Origin of the sequence: Lentzea sp. NPDC003310 (assembly GCF_040610935.1) — a bacterium.
In the GTDB taxonomy this organism is placed as follows: Bacteria; Actinomycetota; Actinomycetes; order Mycobacteriales; family Pseudonocardiaceae; genus Lentzea.
Window position 1 is genome coordinate 108,324 of record NZ_JBEXNC010000015.1, and the last position, 16,670, is coordinate 124,993.

A 16,670-nucleotide genomic window follows, 5' to 3' on the forward strand; every position below is an offset into this window, starting at 1 on the left:
CTCACCGCCGGACTTCCTCCAACAGGGCGAGGAACTCCGTGCGCGTGCTCTCGACGCGCGCACTCAGCTCCACCACCGCCCTGTCGGTGCCCGACGCCTGTTCCGCACGGGCGACGGTGCGCGCCTCCTCGAACTGAGTGCGCAGCAACACCTCCACCCGGCGGTCGAACTCCGCCTCCGGCGCGTGCCGGGCCGCGGTGAGCTCGGCGGCCGTGACCATGCCGGGCATGTCGTGCCCCTCGTGCAGGTCGTTCTCCGGCTTCCCGGTGCGCGCCAACACCTCTCGCACCAGCGCCAGCTCGTCGCGGTACTGGGCCTCCACGCGGTCCGCCAACGGCCGCAACGAGGGTCCCGCCAGCGCGAGCACGGCGAGCGTGGACTCGTTCTGCGGGATCACCAGGTCCACGTAGGCCTGGTCGGTGGGGCCGAGCCCGGCCGGCGGCGGCACCGCGCCGGCCTGGGCTCCACACCCCGCCAGCAGCAGCGCGAGGAGGAGGAAGCGCACTACGGGCGGCCGTCCGGCCCGCACTTCACGATCCGGTTGATGCAGTCGCGCACCCGCTGGGCCATCTCGGCCTCGGGCCACACGTTGAAGAAGTCGCCGTGCATCGTGAACCCGGGCCCGGACGACAGCTTGAACCGCGCGGGGTCACCGCTCGCCGGGTAGCGCAGCACCTGGCGCAGCTTGGGCACCGGCACCGGGTGCGTGGCCGGGCAGTCCCCGGCGACCGGGTAGGACATGTGGCTCTTGTGGTCGGGGGAGTCGAGGTCCTTGCCGTTCCAGCACTGCGGGAAGTCCAGGTAGGACTCGATCATCGTGCCGGCCGGGCAGTTCACGAAGTCCTTGGACGCGCCGACGTGCCCGGCGTGCAGGCAGGACCAGCGCGACTGCGTGGAGTTGTCCGGCGCCGTGGCCTTGGCGTTGCCGGCGACGATCCGCAACCCGTACGGCAACGGCTGGGTGCGCGCGATCACCTCGTCCTTCACGCCCTCGCCGAGGTAGTAGAACGTCGTGCCGGTCGGCTCCACGGGCTGCCCGTCGACGAGCAGCGTGGGCACCCAGTACGACGACAGGTCAACCTTGGGGCTGCACGTGGTCTTGCCCTTGCCCAGGCTCGTGACGTCCGAGTGGGCGTTGGTGGAGTCGTTGCCGAAGAAGCTGTGCATGTGCGAGGCGCCGGCGAGGCCCGGCAGCACGATCGGGTCGTCCGGCAGGCGGTGCGTGAACGGGCACTCGGCCACGAACTCCGCGACGCGCACCGCGTTCGGCGGGATCGGTTCCTGTGCCTTGGTCGGGGCGACCGCCGCCTTGGTCGTCCCGGCCGTGGTCGTCGGCGCGGCGGTGGCCGGGGGAGTGGCCGTGGCCTGCGACGTCGTCGTGGTGACGGCGGTGGCCGAGGACGTCTGGCTCGCCTCGGGCTTCGCGGGCGGGTGGAAGAACATCGCGTTCGCGGTCACCGCGGAGGCCGCGACGCCCGCCACGGCGAGCGCGGCGATCCAGACGCGTCGTCGCAACCGTCGAGTGGGGACGAGGGGCATTGAGGTCCTTTCGGGCAGGGGAGCACTGCCGCGCAGTGCCTTCTGACCAGGAGATGTCCTGCCCGAACGGGGATAACAGAAAAATCTCGACGAGTTTCCCGGCGCCTCAGGACCGGTACGGCGGCGCCGTCGAGTTCCGCGTCACCAGCCGCACGTCGAGCACCAGCGGCTCGGTCGGCCGCTCCCCGCCCTCGACCAGTGTCAGCAACCGGTCCACCGCGTGCGTCGCCTTCCCGACGATGTCCTGCGCGATCGTCGTGAGCTTCGGCGTGATGTACGCGCTGATGTCCAGGTCGTCGAACCCCACCACCGACACGCGCCCCGGCACGTCGACCCCGGCCTCGAGCATGCCCTCGATGATGCCGATCGCCAGGATGTCCGCGGTGGCGAACACCGCCGTGGCGTCGGGATGGGCCTCAAGCCACCGCCGTCCCAGCTCGACACCGTTCTCGTGCGTGGTGTTCAGCGTCTCGACAGGACAGTCCGCCACGGACAGTCCGGCCTCCGCGAACGCCGCCGAGAAGCCCAGGAAGCGCTCGTGCACGACACCCACGTCCGTGAACGACGGCCCGGCGAAGACGATCCGCCGGTGCCCCAGCGAGAGCAGGTGGGCCGCGGCCAGACGGGCGCCGGTGAAGTCGTCCGCGCGGACGCCGGTGGTGAGCGGGTTGCCGGAGTAGCTGTCGATCGCGAGGACCGGGGTGGCCCCGGTGACGCGGCGCTCCAGGTCGGCGATCTCCTCGTCGAGGAAGCCCAGCAGCACGGCGCCGTCGAGGCTCCAGGAGCGCAGGGCCTCGCCGATCTCCGAGGTGTCGGCCACGCCGCGCAGCAGCAGGTGGTAGCCGCGTTTGCGCAGCCTGCGCTCTATCTGGCCGATGATCGCGATGTTGTGCGGGCTGATCGCGAGGCTGTCCTCACTGGCGGCGGGGACGAGCAGGCCGATGAGCCGGGACTGGTTGGCGGCGAGGCTGCGGGCCGACGCGCTCGGGACGTAGCCCCGCTCGTCGATGATGCGGCGCACCCGTTCGACCGTGTCCGCGGAGACCCGGGCGCTCTTGCCGTTGATCACGTTGGACACGGTCATCACGCTGACGCCGGCGGCCTCCGCGATGTCCTTCAAGGTGACCCGCAAGAGCAGTCCCTCCGATTCCGTCGTTGACACCTTCCGTGTCGGAGGCTAGCTTTCCACACCACACAGATTTAGCGCTATACCTAATCTGATCTGCGAAGATCGGCGCTCTGTCGCGCGCCGAAGTCCAACTGAGGGGAATGAGTGCCGTGACGACGGACCTACCGCCGCCCTGGTGGCGCAGTGCGGTGATCTACCAGATCTACCCGCGCAGCTTCGCCGACGCGAACGGCGACGGCGTCGGCGACCTCGCCGGCGTGCGCGCCCGGCTCGGCCACCTGAAGGACCTCGGGGTCGACGCCATCTGGTTCACGCCCTGGTACCTCTCGCCGATGGCGGACGGCGGCTACGACGTCGCCGACTACCGGACGATCGACCCGGCGTTCGGCACGCTGGCCGACGCCGAGGCTCTCATCGCCGACGCCGCCGCCCTCGGCATCCGCACGATCGTCGACGTGGTGCCGAACCACGTCTCCAGCGACCACGCCTGGTTCCAGGCGGCGCTGGAGGCCGGGCCGGGGTCGCCGGAACGCGAGCGCTTCTGGTTCCGCGACGGCGACGAGCCGCCCACGAACTGGCGGTCGAGCTTCGCCGGCGGCACGTGGACGCAGGTGCCGGACGGGCAGTGGTACCTGCACCTGTTCGCGCCCGAGCAGCCCGACCTCAACTGGAACCACCCCGACGTGCGGCGCGAGCACGAGGACGTGCTGCGGTTCTGGTTCGACCGCGGGGTGGCGGGCATCCGCGTCGACTCGGCGTCCATGCCGGTCAAGGACCCCGCGCTGCCCGAGGTGCCGGAAACCTACGCGGCCGGCGAGCACCCGTTCATCGACCGCGACGAGCTGCACGACATCTACCGCGGCTGGCGCGCCGTCGCCGACTCCTACGCCGAACCGCGCGTGCTGGTCGGCGAGGTGTGGCTGGACGACCAGAAGCGGTTCGCGCGCTACCTGCGCCCCGACGAGATGCACTCGGCGTTCAACTTCGACTTCATGGGCCGTCCCTGGGACGCCAAGGAGCTGCGCGACTCCATCGTGTCCACATTGGACGCGCACGCCCCGGTCGGCGCGCCCGCGACGTGGGTGCTGTCCAACCACGACGTGACCAGGCCGGTCACCCGCTACGGCCGTGCCGAGACGTCGTTCTCCTTCCTGGCCAAGCGCTTCGGCGACCCGACCGACCTCGAACTGGGGGAGCGGCGGGCACGGGCGGCGGCGCTGCTGACCGCGGCCCTGCCCGGTGCGCTGTACCTCTACCAGGGCGACGAGCTCGGCTTGCCCGAGGTCGAGGACCTGCCGCTGGACGTGCTGCAGGACCCGATGCACTTCCGCTCCGGCGGCGTCGACCCCGGCCGCGACGGCTGCCGCGTGCCCCTGCCGTGGACGACGGAGGGCCGCTCGCACGGGTTCGGGCCCGCGGACGGGCAGCCGACCTGGCTGCCGCAGCCCGCGGGGTGGGGGAGCCGGTCGGTGCAGGCGCAGCAGGACGACCCGGGGTCGATGCTGTCGCTCTACCGGTCCGCGCTCGCGTTGCGCCGCGCGGAGGAGGGGCTGCGCGGGGAGTCCTTCGACTGGGTGGACCTGGGCCCGGAGGTGATCGCGTTCCGCCGCGGTGACGTGGTGTGCGTGGTGAACTTCGGCCCCGACCCGCTGCCGTTGCCTGCTCACCGCGAGGTCCTGCTGGTCAGCGCGCCGCTCGCCGGTGCCGGCCCCGCGAGCGATCCGGTCCCCGGCGCCCGGCTAGCCAGCACCTCGACCGCCACCGTCCCGCCCGCTGGCGCCTCGACCGCCACCGCCCCGCCCGCTGGCGCCTCGACCGCCACCGCCCCGCTCACCAGCCCCCCGACCGCCGGCACCCGCCTGCCCACCGACGCCGCCGCCTGGCTGCGCGTGTAGTCCCCTGGAGAGACAATGACGTCCCACCGTTCCAGAGTCGCCGCCGCCCTCGTGCTCCCGCTCGCCCTCGCCGCGTGCGGGTCGAGCCCCGACGACGAGGTAGGCGCCGACGGCAAGGTCGTCCTCACGGTCGCCATGGACGCCGGGCTGGAGGGCAAGGCGATCGAGGCGTTCAACGCCCGCGTCGCCCAGTTCGAGCAGGCCCACGCCGACATCGACGTGAAGCCGCAGGAGTACACCTGGACGGCGGCGACGTTCACCGCCCAGCTCGCCGGCGGCACCGCGCCCGACGTGCTCACCGTCCCGTTCACCGACGGGCGCGGGCTCATCGAACGCGGTCAGATCGCCGACATCAGCGCCCAGGTCGACGCGCTGCCGTACGCGAAGTCGCTCAACCCCACCGTCGCCAAGGCGGGCCAGTCCGCCGACGGCAGGCAGTGGGCCGTCCCGATCGCCGCGTACGGCCAGGCGCTGCACTACAACCGCACGCTGTTCGGCCAGGCCGGGCTCGACCCGGACAAGCCGCCGACGACGTGGGCCGAGGTCCGCGCCGCCGCCAAGCAGATCACCGAGCGGACCGGCCAGGCCGGCTACGCGCAGATGACCCAGGGCAACACCGGTGGCTGGATCCTCACCACGCTCGACTACGCGTTCGGCGGGCGCACCGAGAAGCTCGACGGGGCGAACGCCGAGGCCACCATCGACACCCCGGAGATGACCGAGGTCCTCACCTCGTTGCGCGCCATGCGGTGGGACGACAACTCCATGGGCGCCAACTTCCTCTACGACTGGGCGGGCATCAACCAGGACTTCGCCGCCGGCCGCATCGGCATGTACGTCTCCGGCGGTGGCAACTACGGCAACCTGGTGACCCAGAACGGACTCAAGCCCGCCGACTACGGCGTGACCGCGCTCCCGCTGGCGGACAAGCCCGACGCCGGGGTACTCGGTGGCGGCACGCTCGCCGTCGTCAGCCCCAAGGTCGGCGACCGCGGCAAGGAGGCCGCGGTGAAGTGGATCGACTTCTACTACATGGGCAAGCTGACGAACCAGGACGCGGCCGTCGCCGACGCGAAGACGCTCGCCGACACCAAGCAGCCCGTCGGCGCGCCCGCGCTGCCCGTCGTGGACCGCGCGACCTACGACAAGCAGCAGGAGTGGACGAAGCAGTACGTCAACGTGCCGCTGAACCAGATGAAGCCCTACACCGACCGGATGTTCGACCAGCCGCTCGTCACCGAGCCGACGAAGTCCACCCAGGAGGTCTACAAGATCCTGGACACGACGGTGCAGACGCTGCTGACCGACCGCGGAGCCGATGTCGCCGCGTTGCTGAAGAAGGCCGACGCCGACGCGCAGGCCACGATCGGCCGGGGCTGAGCGGTGGTCCTCCAGTCCCAGGCCCCGGTGGTGGCGGCCGAGGCACCGCCGCCGCCACCGGCACCACGCCGCCGGCGCACACCGCTCACCTGGGTGCGCCGGGGCGGGTTGACCAGCCTCCTGTTCCTCGCGCCGCTGCTGGTGGTGTTCGGGGTGTTCTCGTGGGCGCCGATCGTGCAGTCGGTCGTGATGAGCTTCCAGAAGACGAACCTGGTCGGCCCCACGCGGTTCGTCGGCCTGGACAACTTCGTGCAGGTGCTCAACGACCCTCTCTTGTGGACGGCCGTCGGCAACACGCTGTGGTTCGCCCTGCTGGCACTGGTGTTCGGCTACCCCCTGCCGCTGGTCACCGCCGTGCTGATCAGCGAGGTCCGGGCCCGGCGCGGCCTGTTCAGCGCGCTGGCCTACCTGCCCGTGGTCGTGCCGCCGGTGGTGGCGGTGCTGCTGTGGAAGTTCTTCTACGACGCCAGTCCGTCCGGCGTGTTCAACACCGTGCTCGGCTGGGTGGGCCTGGGTCCGTGGCAGTGGCTGCAGAACCCCGGCAGCGCCATGCCCGCGCTGGTGCTGGAGGCGACCTGGGCGGCCGCGGGCGGCACCGTGATCATCTACCTGGCCGCGCTGGCCGGCGTGCCCGTCGAGCAGTACGAGGCCGCCGAGATCGACGGCGCGGGCATCTGGCGCAAGGTCTGGCACGTGACGCTGCCGCGGTTGCGGGGCGTGCTGCTGGTGACGTTCATCCTGCAGATCATCGGGACCGCGCAGGTGTTCCTCGAACCGTTCCTGTTCACCGGCGGAGGGCCGGCCAACTCGACCATGACGATCCTCCTGCTGATCTACGACTACGCCTTCGCCAGCAGTCTCGGCGGCGACTACGGCGCCGCGACCGCGCTGAGCATCATGCTCGCCGCCGTGCTGGCCGTGCTCTCGGCCGCGTACCTGCGGGTGACCCGGACCTGGAGCGCGTCGTGAAGCGCGGGCTGATCTCCCCGGCCGAACGCGCGACGCCCGCGATCCGCCGGACGTTGCGCGCGGTGCAGGCCCTGCTGCTGGGGGCGTTGCTGCTCACCGGACTCGGGCCGGTGCTGTGGCTCGCGAAGGCCGCGCTCACGCCCACCCAGGACACGTTGCGCGCGCCGCTCGCGATCTTTCCCTCCGGCCTCGACCTCGCCAACCTGCTCACCGCGTGGACGCGGGTGGAGATCGACAAGTACTTCCTCAACACCGTCGTCATCGCCGCCGGGTCGTGGCTGGTGCAGCTGCTCGTCGCCACCACGGCCGGGTACGCGCTGGCGGTCCTGCGGCCCCGCTACGGGCCGGTGGTCACGGCGGTCGTGCTCGGCACGCTGTTCGTCCCCGCGATCGTGCTGCTGGTGCCGCTCTACCTGACGGTCGTGCGCACCGGCATGATCAACACGTTCTGGGCGGTGTGGCTGCCCGCGGGGGCGAGCGCGTTCAACGTCGTGCTGGTGCAGCGGTTCTTCGCGAACCTGCCGCGGGAGGTGCTGGAGGCCGCCAGGGTCGACGGTGCCGGGCCGGTGCGCGTGTTCTGGTCGGTGGTGCTGCCGCTGTCGCGCCCGATCCTGGGCGTGGTGTCGGTGTTCGCGGTGGTGGCCAGCTGGAAGGACTTCCTCTGGCCGCTGCTGGTGCTGCCCGACCCGGCGGTGCAGCCGCTGTCCGTGCGGCTGCCCGCGTTGCAGCGCTACGTCGAGCTCGACGTGTTCCTCGCCGCGCTCGCCCTCTCGTCGGTGATCCCGGTGGCGCTGTTCCTGGTGTTCCAACGGCTGTTCCTGCAGAGCGGTGCGCTCGAAGGCGCGGTCAAAGGCTAGGCCCTGTCCCGAACCAGCCCAGGAGAACAACAACGATGTTGTCGAAGATCCGGGCGGCCGTGCTGGCCGCCACCGTTGTGGTGGGCGGAATCGCCGCCACAGGGCCGGTCTCGGCCGCGCCCATCGTCTTCCAGGCCGAGTCCGCCGCGCTGTCCGGCGGAGCCCGCGCCGAGACCGAGCACGCCGGGTACACCGGCTCCGCCTACGTCGGCGGGTTCACCGACGCGAACCGCGGTACCGCCGCGGTCACGGTCACCACGAGCGGTTCGACGGCCGGTGCGAACCGGCTGGTCCTGCGCTACGCCAACGGAACCGGCGGCTCCCGGACCGTCACGCTGGCCGTCAACGGCGGCACGCGGCAGCTCTCGCTCCCGGCCACCGCCGGTTGGGCGTCGTGGGGGACGGTGAGCCAGGACGTGACGCTGAACGCGGGCGCCAACACCCTCGCCGTGCGCTATGGCAGCGGGGACAACGGGAACGTCAACCTCGACTCGCTGTCGGTGGAGCCCGTCGTCCCGGCCGCCGGGGTCGTGGAGGCCGAGTCCGGCACGCTCTCCGGCGGTGCGCGGGTGGAGTCCGAGCACAGTGGACACACCGGCAGCGGGTACGTCGGCGGGTTCGTCGACGCGAACCGCGGCGCGGCGGCGGCGTTCACCGTCACCGGCACGGCCACCCGGTCGAGCCTGACCCTGCGCTACGCCAACGGAACCGGGTCGCCGCGCACGATGACCGCGACGGTCAACGGTGTGGCACACCAGGTCTCGCTGCCCGCCACGGCCTCGTGGTCGGAGTGGGCCACGGCGAGCGTCGCGGTCGCGACCGCGGCCGGAGCCAACACCGTCGCGGTGTCGTTCGGCAGCGCGGACAACGGGAACGTCAACCTCGACAGCGTCGCGCTCACCGCAGACAGCACCGAACCCACCCCCGAGGGCGCCTACGAGCTGGAGACCGGCTTCCTCGGCGGTGGCGCCGTGCCGACCAGCAGTGGTGTCTCGCTGCCCGGCGCCGGCGCACGGGTGATCCGCGCGATCAACCAGACGGCCGCGGGCACCGCCACGATCACGGTGCGGTACACGGCTTCCGCGAACGGCACGGTCACCCCGTACGTCAACGGCGTCAAGGGTGCGCAGGTGTCTCTCAGCGGCGGTAGCGGTTGGCGCACTGCGACCCACACCGCGACGCTGCGGGCAGGTCTCAACATCATCGGCTACCAGGGCGCGACGGGCGTCGAGCTCGACCACGTCACCGTGACCGGATCGGCCGCCCTGGCGACGCGCGGCGCGACCGTCCCGTTCACGACCTACGAGGCCGAGTCCGCGACCACCACCGGCACGAGGCTCGCGCCGGTCCGCCAGTACACGAGCGAGGCCGCCGAGGCCTCCGGGCGCGGCGCCGTCAAGCTCACCGGCACCGGCCAGCACGTGCAGATCACGCTGACCAAGCCCGCCAACGCCCTCACGGTCCGCGCGAGCGTCCCGGACGGCACCACCGCGCCGCTGGCGGTCTACGCGGGCGGCACGAAGGTCGCCGACCTGGCGCTGACGTCCAAGTACAGCTGGATGTACGGCGCGTACCCGTTCGCGGAGGGACCCGGCGGCGCGCGCCCGCACCGGTACTTCGACGACGCCCGCGTGCTGCTCCCGCAGACCTACCCGGCGGGCACGGTGATCCGGCTCGCGAAGGACACCGCGGCCGGTGCGCACATCACCGTCGACCTGGTCGACGCCGAGGTGGCCACCGCGACGACCGCGCCCGCCGGGTACGTGGACGTCCGGAACCACGGCGCCCACCCCGGTGACGGTGCCGACGACAGCGCCGGCCTGCGCGCGGCGATCGCGGCGGCACAGGGCACCGCGACCAAGGGCGTGTGGCTGCCCGCGGGCTCGTACAACCTCAACAGCATCGTGAACGTCAGCGGCGTGGACGTGCGCGGCGCGGGCATCTGGCACACCGTCCTGAACGGAGCCAACCGCCGCGGCGGCTTCGCGATCACCGGTGAGGGCACGACGATCGCCGACTTGATGTTCGACGGCGACGTCACCACCCGCGACCCGGACGACGCGCCGAACTCCGACTCGTTCATCGAGGTGGAGTCCGGTTCCGGGGCGACGGTGTTCAACGTGGCCACCAACCACGCCAAGACGGGGCTGTGGCTCAAGCAGGCGGACGGCTTCTACGCCGCGGGCCTGCGCGTGCGCAACACGATGGCGGACGGCCTGAACATCAACGGCAACAACGGTCCCACCACCAACGTGCGCGTCGAGCAGAGCACGTTCCGCAACACCGGTGACGACGGCATGGCCATGTGGTCGTGGAACCCCAACAGCGCCGTCAGCCGCAGCGTGTTCGCGTTCAACACGATCGCGTTGCCGATCCTCGCCAACGGCGCCGCGATCTACGGCGGCACCGACAACCGGATCGAGGACTCGCTGATCAGCGACACGGTGTTCAACGGCGCCGGGGTCATGGTCTCCAGCTGGCACGACGCGAAGCCGTTCGGCGGCACCACGGCCGTGCAGCGCACCACCCTGACCCGCGCGGGCACCCGCAACTGGGACTGGAACACCCACACCGGTGCCGTCTGGGTGTTCGCCGAGCGCGCCGACATCACCGGGGCGCTCGTGCTGAGGGACCTGGAGATCACCGACGCGAGCTACCACGGCCTGTTGTTCAGCTGGAGCAAGGCGATCACGAACCTGACCGTGTCCGACGTGCGGATCAACGGCACGGGCGGAGCGACCGACGCGTTCACCGACGACAAGGGCGTCGCGGTGTCCAACGCCGGCTCGCACGGCCTGCACTTCAACCTGGTGACCGGCACCGGCCGCTTCGACCGCGTGACCGTGGCGGGCGTGAAGGGCACCGGCAGCCAGGGCGTGGTCAACGACGAGAACCGCTTCACCGTCCAGCGCGGCACCGGCAACTCCGGCTGGTGAGCGTGCGGCGCCCCACCCCCTTTCCCGGGGTGGGGCGCTGTCGTCACCGCTGCGGCAGGAAGATCGCGGACGGGTGGTCCTCGTCGTGGAAGATCCTGACGTTGGTCGTGCACAGCTCCTTCGCGGTGTGGATCGGACCGCCGTCACCGAGGTTGCGGGCGAACCGGGGGAACGCGCCGGCCGACACCTGCACCCGGATCCGGTGCCCGCGCCGGAACACGTGCGCGGTGGGGGACAGGTCGACGGTGACCTGCGTGACCCCGTCCGGCCGCACCTTCACCAGGTCGTCGCAGATGTTGAGCGACTTGCCGCGACCGTCCACATCGCACAGTCGCACGAACAGGTCGCACGACGGCCGGTCGGCCTCCAGCCACACCTCGGCGCGGACCTCGCCGATCACCTCCACGTCGGCGTCGAGCACGTCGGAGGTGAAGGTGAGCACGTCCGGCCGCGCCTCGAGCTCGCGGTTGTCGACGGGCCCGGCACCGCGGTTCTCGAGTTTCGGCCCGCCCAGCGACGGCGTCGGATCGGCGGGGTCGTAGGTGAACGAACTCGGCGGCGCGGCTTCGTGCGGAGAGCCGGCGATCCTGCCGTTCCGGGCGAGGTACCAGGGCGTCGGCTCGTACCCGTCGGGCGGCCACTCGGTGAAGTCGTGCCACTCGTCCACGCCCATCACGAAGAGCCGCACCGCGGGCTTGTTCGGCGTGGCCCCGCGCGCATGGTCGGCGGCCCAGCCGACCGTGTCCCGCAGCACCGCGCGCATCCCGCCGACGTGCCCGTGCCACCACGGCCCGACCGTGAGGTGCGCCTCCCGCCCGGCCGCCCGCAGCTTCTTGAAGTCGTCGAGCTGGTCCGCGAGGAAGATGTCGTACCAGCCGGCGATCGAGCTCACCGGCACCGTCACGTCCCCGACCGACGGCGAGTGGTCCTCGTTCTTCCAGAACGGGTCGTCCTGGTCGTGGTGCACGCAGTCCTGGTAGAACGGCCACCGCCGCCCGATCGCCGCCATGTCGGCCTCGGTGAGCGGCAACGTCCGCATCGCCTCCTCGACCCGCTTGCGCCCGAAGCCGAGCGCGGTCCGCAGCAGGGTGAAGGGCCGCTCCTGCGTCGCCGTGCTGACCGACCAGCCGAGCAGCGTCTCCATCTCGATCCGGTCGGGCCGCAGGAACGCGAGTGCCAGCCGCGACGACGTCACGTGCGGCACCATCGCCCTGACCCGCACCGGAGCCTCGGCCGCGACGGCCCACTGCGTGTACCCGAGGTAGCTGCTGCCGGTCAGCACGACGTCGCCCGCCCACGGCTGCCGCGCCAGCCAGTCGAGCACCGACAACCCGTCCTCGCGCTCGTGGCGCATCGCCCGGAAGTCGCCGTCCGAGCCGAACGTGCCGCGGCAGCTGACCGTGAGCACGTGCAGGCCGCGCTCGGCCAGCGCCCGGCCGTACAGCCAGTCCAGGGGGCCTTTGCGGCCGTAGGGGGAGCGGATCACGGCGGTGGGGGCGTTGGTGTTCGCCGGTGCCCAGTGGTTGGCCAGCAGTGTTTTGCCGTCGTGGGTGGGGATTCTGAGGTCCCGTTCCACGGTGACGTCGCGGTCGGTGGCGGGAGGGAGGTCCAGGAGGCGTTGCGCGGCGAGGCTGATCGCCCTGCCGGCGAGGTCGAAGCGAGGTCGTGTGCCCACAGATCTTTCCTACCAGGGGGAAGATGGGGGCGCCCGCTTCAGCCGTGTGTCCAGAGGGGCAGAGATCACGCGCGAGTCGTGACCTGTCGAACTGCGTTCTCGACGACCTCTCGCACGCCAAGCACGCGACGCACCACATCGGACGCCAAAGGCCCCTGGCGTCCTGAGGGACATCTCAGGTGGGGTTCAGGGAGAAACCCTGATGGCAGTCCGCCCGCGCAAGGGCACTCTGGAGGACGTCAAGGGGACATCCACAGTTCGGGGAGTTCAATGAGCGAGTCCAGGTCCGAGTCCACCCGTACCGCCGTCGACTCGGTGGTCGACGCTGTTCGCGGGCTGGTCAGCGAGGGCATCAACCGCCGCGTGGTGGTGCGCGACAGCAAGGACGAGGTCGTGCTGGAGGTGCCGGTCGCCCTCGGGGTGGTCGCGGCCCTCGCGGCCCCGGTCGCCACGACGATCGGTGCCGGCGTCGCGCTGGTGGGCAAGTGCGGGATCAAGCTGGAGAACCGCCAGCAGCCCGGCGCGGAGCCCGCGACCACCACGGTCGAGTCCGAGCGGGTGTAGTCGGCGGCGGGTGCCGCCACCGGGGGATCGGTGGCGGCACCGCGCTGTGCGGGGGAGCGCGGGTGGACCGTCCGCGCGATCGGTGCTGCGCTGTTCGTTGCACTGTGTAGCAGGTGTGTGACTTCGTGCGATCACTCGGTGGGAAGGGTCCCCGGTGATCGCGAGGAGAAGCGCATGTCCTGGAAGGTCATGAACGTTCCGTCCCGCTCCAGATCGGTGCGCCGGGCAGCGGCGGTGGCGATGGCGGTGGTGCTGGTGTTCTCCGGCACCGCGCACGCGGCCGAGCAGCTGCCGCAGTCGCACCTCTACACGCCGTCGCACAACGGGCAGGTCGACGTCGGCGAGTCCGTCGTGATCTCGGGCGGCGGCTACTACGGCATGAATGCCGACACGTTGCAGGACTACCAGGTGTCCGTGGACGGCGGCGCCACGTGGGCGTCCGGGCAGCGGACCGGCACCATCCCGCTGGGCGGGGAGACCGGCATCGCGCAGGCGCTGTGGAAGTACGTGTTCACGCCGCAGGAGCCCGGCGTCTACACGATCGTCAGCCGGGTCAACACCGACACGCTGTTCGGCCAGGTGTCCGCGCCCCGGACGTTGTACGTCGGCGTGCCGGCACCCGCGCCCGGCGCCTGCTTCGGGTGCAGCTTCTTCACCCACGACCCCAGCTACTTCGAGGCGGAGAACCTGCGGGTCGAGCTGGGGCTGCGGTTCCGCGTCGACCGGCCGGGGATCGTGGTCCGGGTCGTCACGTCGTGGCACTACCGCGAGGCGAGCCGGGTGCGGTTGTGGCGCGGCGACGGGACGTTGCTCGCCGACCAGGCCGTGACGGGGGACTGGGCCCAGCCGTTCGCGACGCCCGTGCCGGTGGTGCCCGGCGAGGAGTACGTCGCCTCCTTCACCTCCTACCGCGGCCACTACCGGATCACCGAGAACGCGTTCCCCGCCACCGTGGTGCAGGCGCCGTTCGTGCTGCCCGCGCACGCCGGGGTGTACACCTACGGCGACGGCTTCCCGTCCCAGACGTGGAACGACAGCCACTACTGGGTTTCGCCGGAGTTCCAGTCCTGACCTGCGCGTTGTGGGAAGGCCGGGGGATTTCCGGGGGACGTCCTCCCAGGCTGGTCGTGTCCGGCGACCACAGGGGAGGACCGATGAGGAAGTCGATCAGGGCGGCGATGACGGGCGTGGTGGCGGCGGGGGCGCTGCTCGTGGCGGTGCCGGGGCCGGCGCTCGCGGCGCACGACCGCTACTGCACCGTGCCGTCGAAGGGCTGCACGGCGGGGGACACTCCGGCCAACTCGGCGCACTGGGTGTACTTCGCGACCGGCAACATCAGCGGCAAGAACTACACGATCACCGTGCGCGACGTGAACAACGGCAAGGTGGTCTACAGCGGCTACTTCAACTCGGCGCTGTCGAAGGGGCTGTCCAACGTGTACTCGTCGTACAGCGCGAGGATCATCTGCGACACCGGCTGCCCCGGCGCCACCGTGCACATCTGGAGCTGATCCGGACGTGGGCCGGGCTTCCCGCCCGGCTCACGCGCCCAGCAACTCCCTGCCCAGCGCCTCGCCCCACCAGCGTTCCACGCGCTCGGCGTCCCACCCGCGTTCCGAGGTCAGCGTCGTGTAGACGTCGATGTTGCAGAGCGCCGCGTAGACGTCGATCGCGGCGGGCACGTCGAGACCGAGGCGCAGCACGCCCGCTGGCCACGAGGAGAACACCCGCCGCCGGGTCTCGTCACCCCGGCGGCGACCTTCGAGGTACGCGGTGGCCAGGTCGGGTTCCGTGCGGGCGGCCTCGCGCACCAGCGCGATGACGTCGCCGGAGCGTTCGAACAGGCGCCGGTCGTAGGCGGCCATCGCGGCGAGTTGCCGCGGCGGACCCGCGGTCTCCAGTTCCGCCAGCATCGTCATCGCGTCGGCGGACAGGTCGGCCGCCTCGGCGATCGCGCGCACCAGCCCGGCCTTGTCGCCGTAGGCGGCGTAGACCGTCGGCACGGAAACCTTCGCGGCCTCCGCCACGGCCCGCACGGTCGTGGCGGTCCAGCCGCGGGCAACGAACAGCGCGCGGGCCGCCTGGGCGATGTCGGCGCGCGTCTCGCGGGCCTGGGCCTCGCGCCGCAGCGACGCGTAGCGCCGGTGGCCGGCTCCCTCCACGGTTGCTCCTCGCTATATTGACTATATGGCCGTTAAAGCGAATATAGCGCCAGGCTCGTTCCTCCGCGTCGCGGGCGTCGCCGGGATCGGGTTCGCGGCGGCGATCGTGCTGGCCAACGCCCTGCTCGTGCCGCTGGGCCTGCCGGTCACAGGCGCGGACGCGGCCGACGTGATCGCTTTCTTCACCACGCGGCAGACGGCGCTGGGGTTCGCGTCGTCGGTGATGCCGGCGGCGTGGCTGGCGGCGGTGGTGTTCGGGGTCGGCGCCTGGACGGCGGTGCGGCGGCGCGGGCGTGACCAGGACCAGGGTTGGGCGCTGGTTGGGCTGGCGGGCGTCGTGCTGCAGAACGGCGCGTTCGCCGTGGTCGCCTCGATCCGGCTCGCGCTGCCGCGCGCGGACTCCGACGTGGTGCCGGCGCTGTGGGGCGTCCACGACGCGGTGTTCACGCTCAACGGCGTGTTCCTGGCGACGGCGCTGATCGGCCTGTCCGCCGGAGGTGCGGGCGCGGGCCTGATCTCGCGGTGGCACGCGTGGCTCGGGTTCGCCTCGGCCGCGTTGCTGTTCGCGTCGGCCACGCTGACGCCGCTCGTCGTCGCCGAGGCCGGGCCGCTGGGGCTGCTCGGGCTGGCCGGCTGGCTGATGTGGGTGGTCTGGCTGGTCGCCTACGGGATCGAGCTGGTGCGCGCCAGGTAGCTCGTCGTGCCGGAACGTCCGCGTGCCGGAACAATGATCAGCATGCTGAACATCGCGCGGTGGGTCGTGGCCGCCGCCAGTGCCGGGGTGCCGCTCGTCCTCCTCGTCCTCGGCTGGGGGCCGTTGACCGCAGGCCACCCCGCTCACCTGGTGCTGCTCGGCGTGGTGGCCGCCGCGGGTGTCGCGATCGCCCTGTGGCGGCGCACCCCGGCCTGGCTTGCCCTCACACTCCCGGTCGTCCTCCTCGCGCCACTGCTGTACCTGCAGCCGTTCGCGTCCACACAGGACGGTGACGACGCGACGGTGCTGCGGCCGGACGGCACGCCGAAGGCCGGGCTCGTGTTCCACCCCGGTGCGCGCGTGGACTACCGCGCCTACCTGCCGATGCTGCGTCGCGTTGCCGCACAGGGGTTTCTCGTCGTCGTGGTGAAAGAGCCGCTGAACATCGCACTGCTCGGCGGCGACACGGCGGACCTGCGCGCCGAACACCCGGAGGTGCCGGTGTGGGCGGTCGGCGGGCACTCCCTCGGAGGCGTCGCCGCCGGGAAGGACGTGCTCGCGGACCCGTCGGTGCGCGGCCTGGTGCTGTGGGCGTCCTACCCGGTCGACGACCTGTCGGGGCGCGCCGGGCTCCGCGCGTTCTCGATCCACGGCGAACGGGACGGGTTCACGACACCGCAGGACGTCGCCGACACGCGGAACCGGCTGCCGGCCGACACCCGGTTCGAGGTGGTCCCGGGCGCCGTGCACGCGTTCTTCGGCGACTACGGCGACCAGCCCGGCGACGGTGAACCGACGACCTCCCGGGCCGAGGCGCAGGAGAGGATCGTCGCGGACACGGTGGCCGCGCTCACGGCGCTCGCCTAGGGC

General features: G+C 71.7%; 15 protein-coding genes. 10 read left to right on the top strand and 5 right to left on the bottom strand.

Annotated features, from left to right (window positions below; genetic code table 11):
- Window position 1: 1 nt before the first annotated feature.
- The 3 genes from ABZX02_RS29670 to ABZX02_RS29680 form a co-directional block, all read right to left on the bottom strand.
- Window positions 2-505 carry a DUF305 domain-containing protein gene (locus ABZX02_RS29670; RefSeq protein ID WP_355302871.1) on the bottom strand — a complete coding sequence of 168 codons (504 nt, stop codon included), beginning with the start codon at window positions 503-505 and terminating at the stop codon, window positions 2-4.
- Window positions 505-1,515: a DUF1996 domain-containing protein gene (locus tag ABZX02_RS29675; RefSeq protein ID WP_355302873.1), complete on the bottom strand. Its 1,011-nt coding sequence runs from the start codon at window positions 1,513-1,515 to the stop codon at window positions 505-507. The genes ABZX02_RS29670 and ABZX02_RS29675 overlap by 1 nt, the downstream gene beginning before the upstream one ends.
- Window positions 1,516-1,645: 130 nt before the next feature.
- Window positions 1,646-2,671: a LacI family DNA-binding transcriptional regulator gene (locus ABZX02_RS29680; RefSeq protein WP_355302875.1), complete on the bottom strand. Its 1,026-nt coding sequence runs from the start codon at window positions 2,669-2,671 to the stop codon at window positions 1,646-1,648.
- A 146-nt stretch (window positions 2,672-2,817) separates the two neighbouring features.
- On the opposite strand from ABZX02_RS29680, the gene ABZX02_RS29685 reads away from it, so the two are divergent.
- The 5 genes from ABZX02_RS29685 to ABZX02_RS29705 are packed head-to-tail and all read left to right on the top strand — an operon-like array spanning window position 2,818 to window position 10,705.
- Entirely contained in the window at window positions 2,818-4,563 is a 1,746-nt protein-coding gene (locus tag ABZX02_RS29685) for an alpha-amylase family glycosyl hydrolase (RefSeq protein ID WP_355302877.1), read from the top strand.
- 15 nt (window positions 4,564-4,578) lie between these two features.
- Complete coding sequence (locus tag ABZX02_RS29690) at window positions 4,579-5,943, top strand: extracellular solute-binding protein (RefSeq protein ID WP_355302879.1); 1,365 nt, start codon at window positions 4,579-4,581, stop codon at window positions 5,941-5,943.
- A 3-nt stretch (window positions 5,944-5,946) separates the two neighbouring features.
- Window positions 5,947-6,912: a sugar ABC transporter permease gene (locus tag ABZX02_RS29695; RefSeq protein ID WP_355302881.1), complete on the top strand. Its 966-nt coding sequence runs from the start codon at window positions 5,947-5,949 to the stop codon at window positions 6,910-6,912.
- Window positions 6,909-7,769, top strand: a complete 861-nt coding sequence (locus ABZX02_RS29700; protein ID WP_355302883.1) for a carbohydrate ABC transporter permease — start codon at window positions 6,909-6,911, stop codon at window positions 7,767-7,769. Before ABZX02_RS29695 ends, ABZX02_RS29700 begins: the two co-directional genes overlap by 4 nt.
- A 35-nt stretch (window positions 7,770-7,804) precedes the next feature.
- Window positions 7,805-10,705 (top strand): CBM35 domain-containing protein, encoded by a 2,901-nt coding sequence (locus ABZX02_RS29705; RefSeq protein ID WP_355302884.1) that lies wholly within the window; start codon window positions 7,805-7,807, stop codon window positions 10,703-10,705.
- A 43-nt stretch (window positions 10,706-10,748) separates the two neighbouring features.
- On the opposite strand, the gene ABZX02_RS29710 is transcribed toward ABZX02_RS29705, so the two are convergent.
- On the bottom strand, window positions 10,749-12,380 hold the full coding sequence (locus ABZX02_RS29710) for a CocE/NonD family hydrolase (RefSeq protein ID WP_355302886.1): 1,632 nt from the start codon (window positions 12,378-12,380) through the stop codon (window positions 10,749-10,751).
- Window positions 12,381-12,650: 270 nt separating this feature from the next.
- Between ABZX02_RS29710 and ABZX02_RS29715 the strand changes: the two genes are divergently transcribed.
- From ABZX02_RS29715 to ABZX02_RS29725, 3 genes are all read left to right on the top strand, one after another.
- Entirely contained in the window at window positions 12,651-12,944 is a 294-nt protein-coding gene (locus ABZX02_RS29715; RefSeq protein ID WP_355302888.1) for a DUF4342 domain-containing protein, read from the top strand.
- A gap of 174 nt (window positions 12,945-13,118) precedes the next feature.
- Window positions 13,119-14,015 carry a DUF4082 domain-containing protein gene (locus tag ABZX02_RS29720; protein WP_355302890.1) on the top strand — a complete coding sequence of 299 codons (897 nt, stop codon included), beginning with the start codon at window positions 13,119-13,121 and terminating at the stop codon, window positions 14,013-14,015.
- A gap of 83 nt (window positions 14,016-14,098) precedes the next feature.
- Window positions 14,099-14,455, top strand: coding sequence for a hypothetical protein (locus ABZX02_RS29725; protein ID WP_355302891.1), 357 nt, complete (start codon window positions 14,099-14,101; stop codon window positions 14,453-14,455).
- Window positions 14,456-14,485: 30 nt separating this feature from the next.
- Here ABZX02_RS29725 and ABZX02_RS29730 read toward each other — a convergent pair whose 3' ends face one another.
- Complete coding sequence (locus ABZX02_RS29730) at window positions 14,486-15,106, bottom strand: helix-turn-helix domain-containing protein (protein ID WP_355302892.1); 621 nt, start codon at window positions 15,104-15,106, stop codon at window positions 14,486-14,488.
- Window positions 15,107-15,131: 25 nt separating this feature from the next.
- Here ABZX02_RS29730 and ABZX02_RS29735 point away from each other — a divergent pair, with 25 nt between their 5' ends.
- A complete protein-coding gene (locus ABZX02_RS29735) occupies window positions 15,132-15,800 on the top strand; it encodes a hypothetical protein (RefSeq protein ID WP_355302893.1) in 669 nt (222 codons plus the stop codon).
- 42 nt (window positions 15,801-15,842) lie between these two features.
- Complete coding sequence (locus tag ABZX02_RS29740) at window positions 15,843-16,667, top strand: alpha/beta hydrolase (RefSeq protein ID WP_355302894.1); 825 nt, start codon at window positions 15,843-15,845, stop codon at window positions 16,665-16,667.
- Window positions 16,668-16,670: the final 3 nt, after the last annotated feature.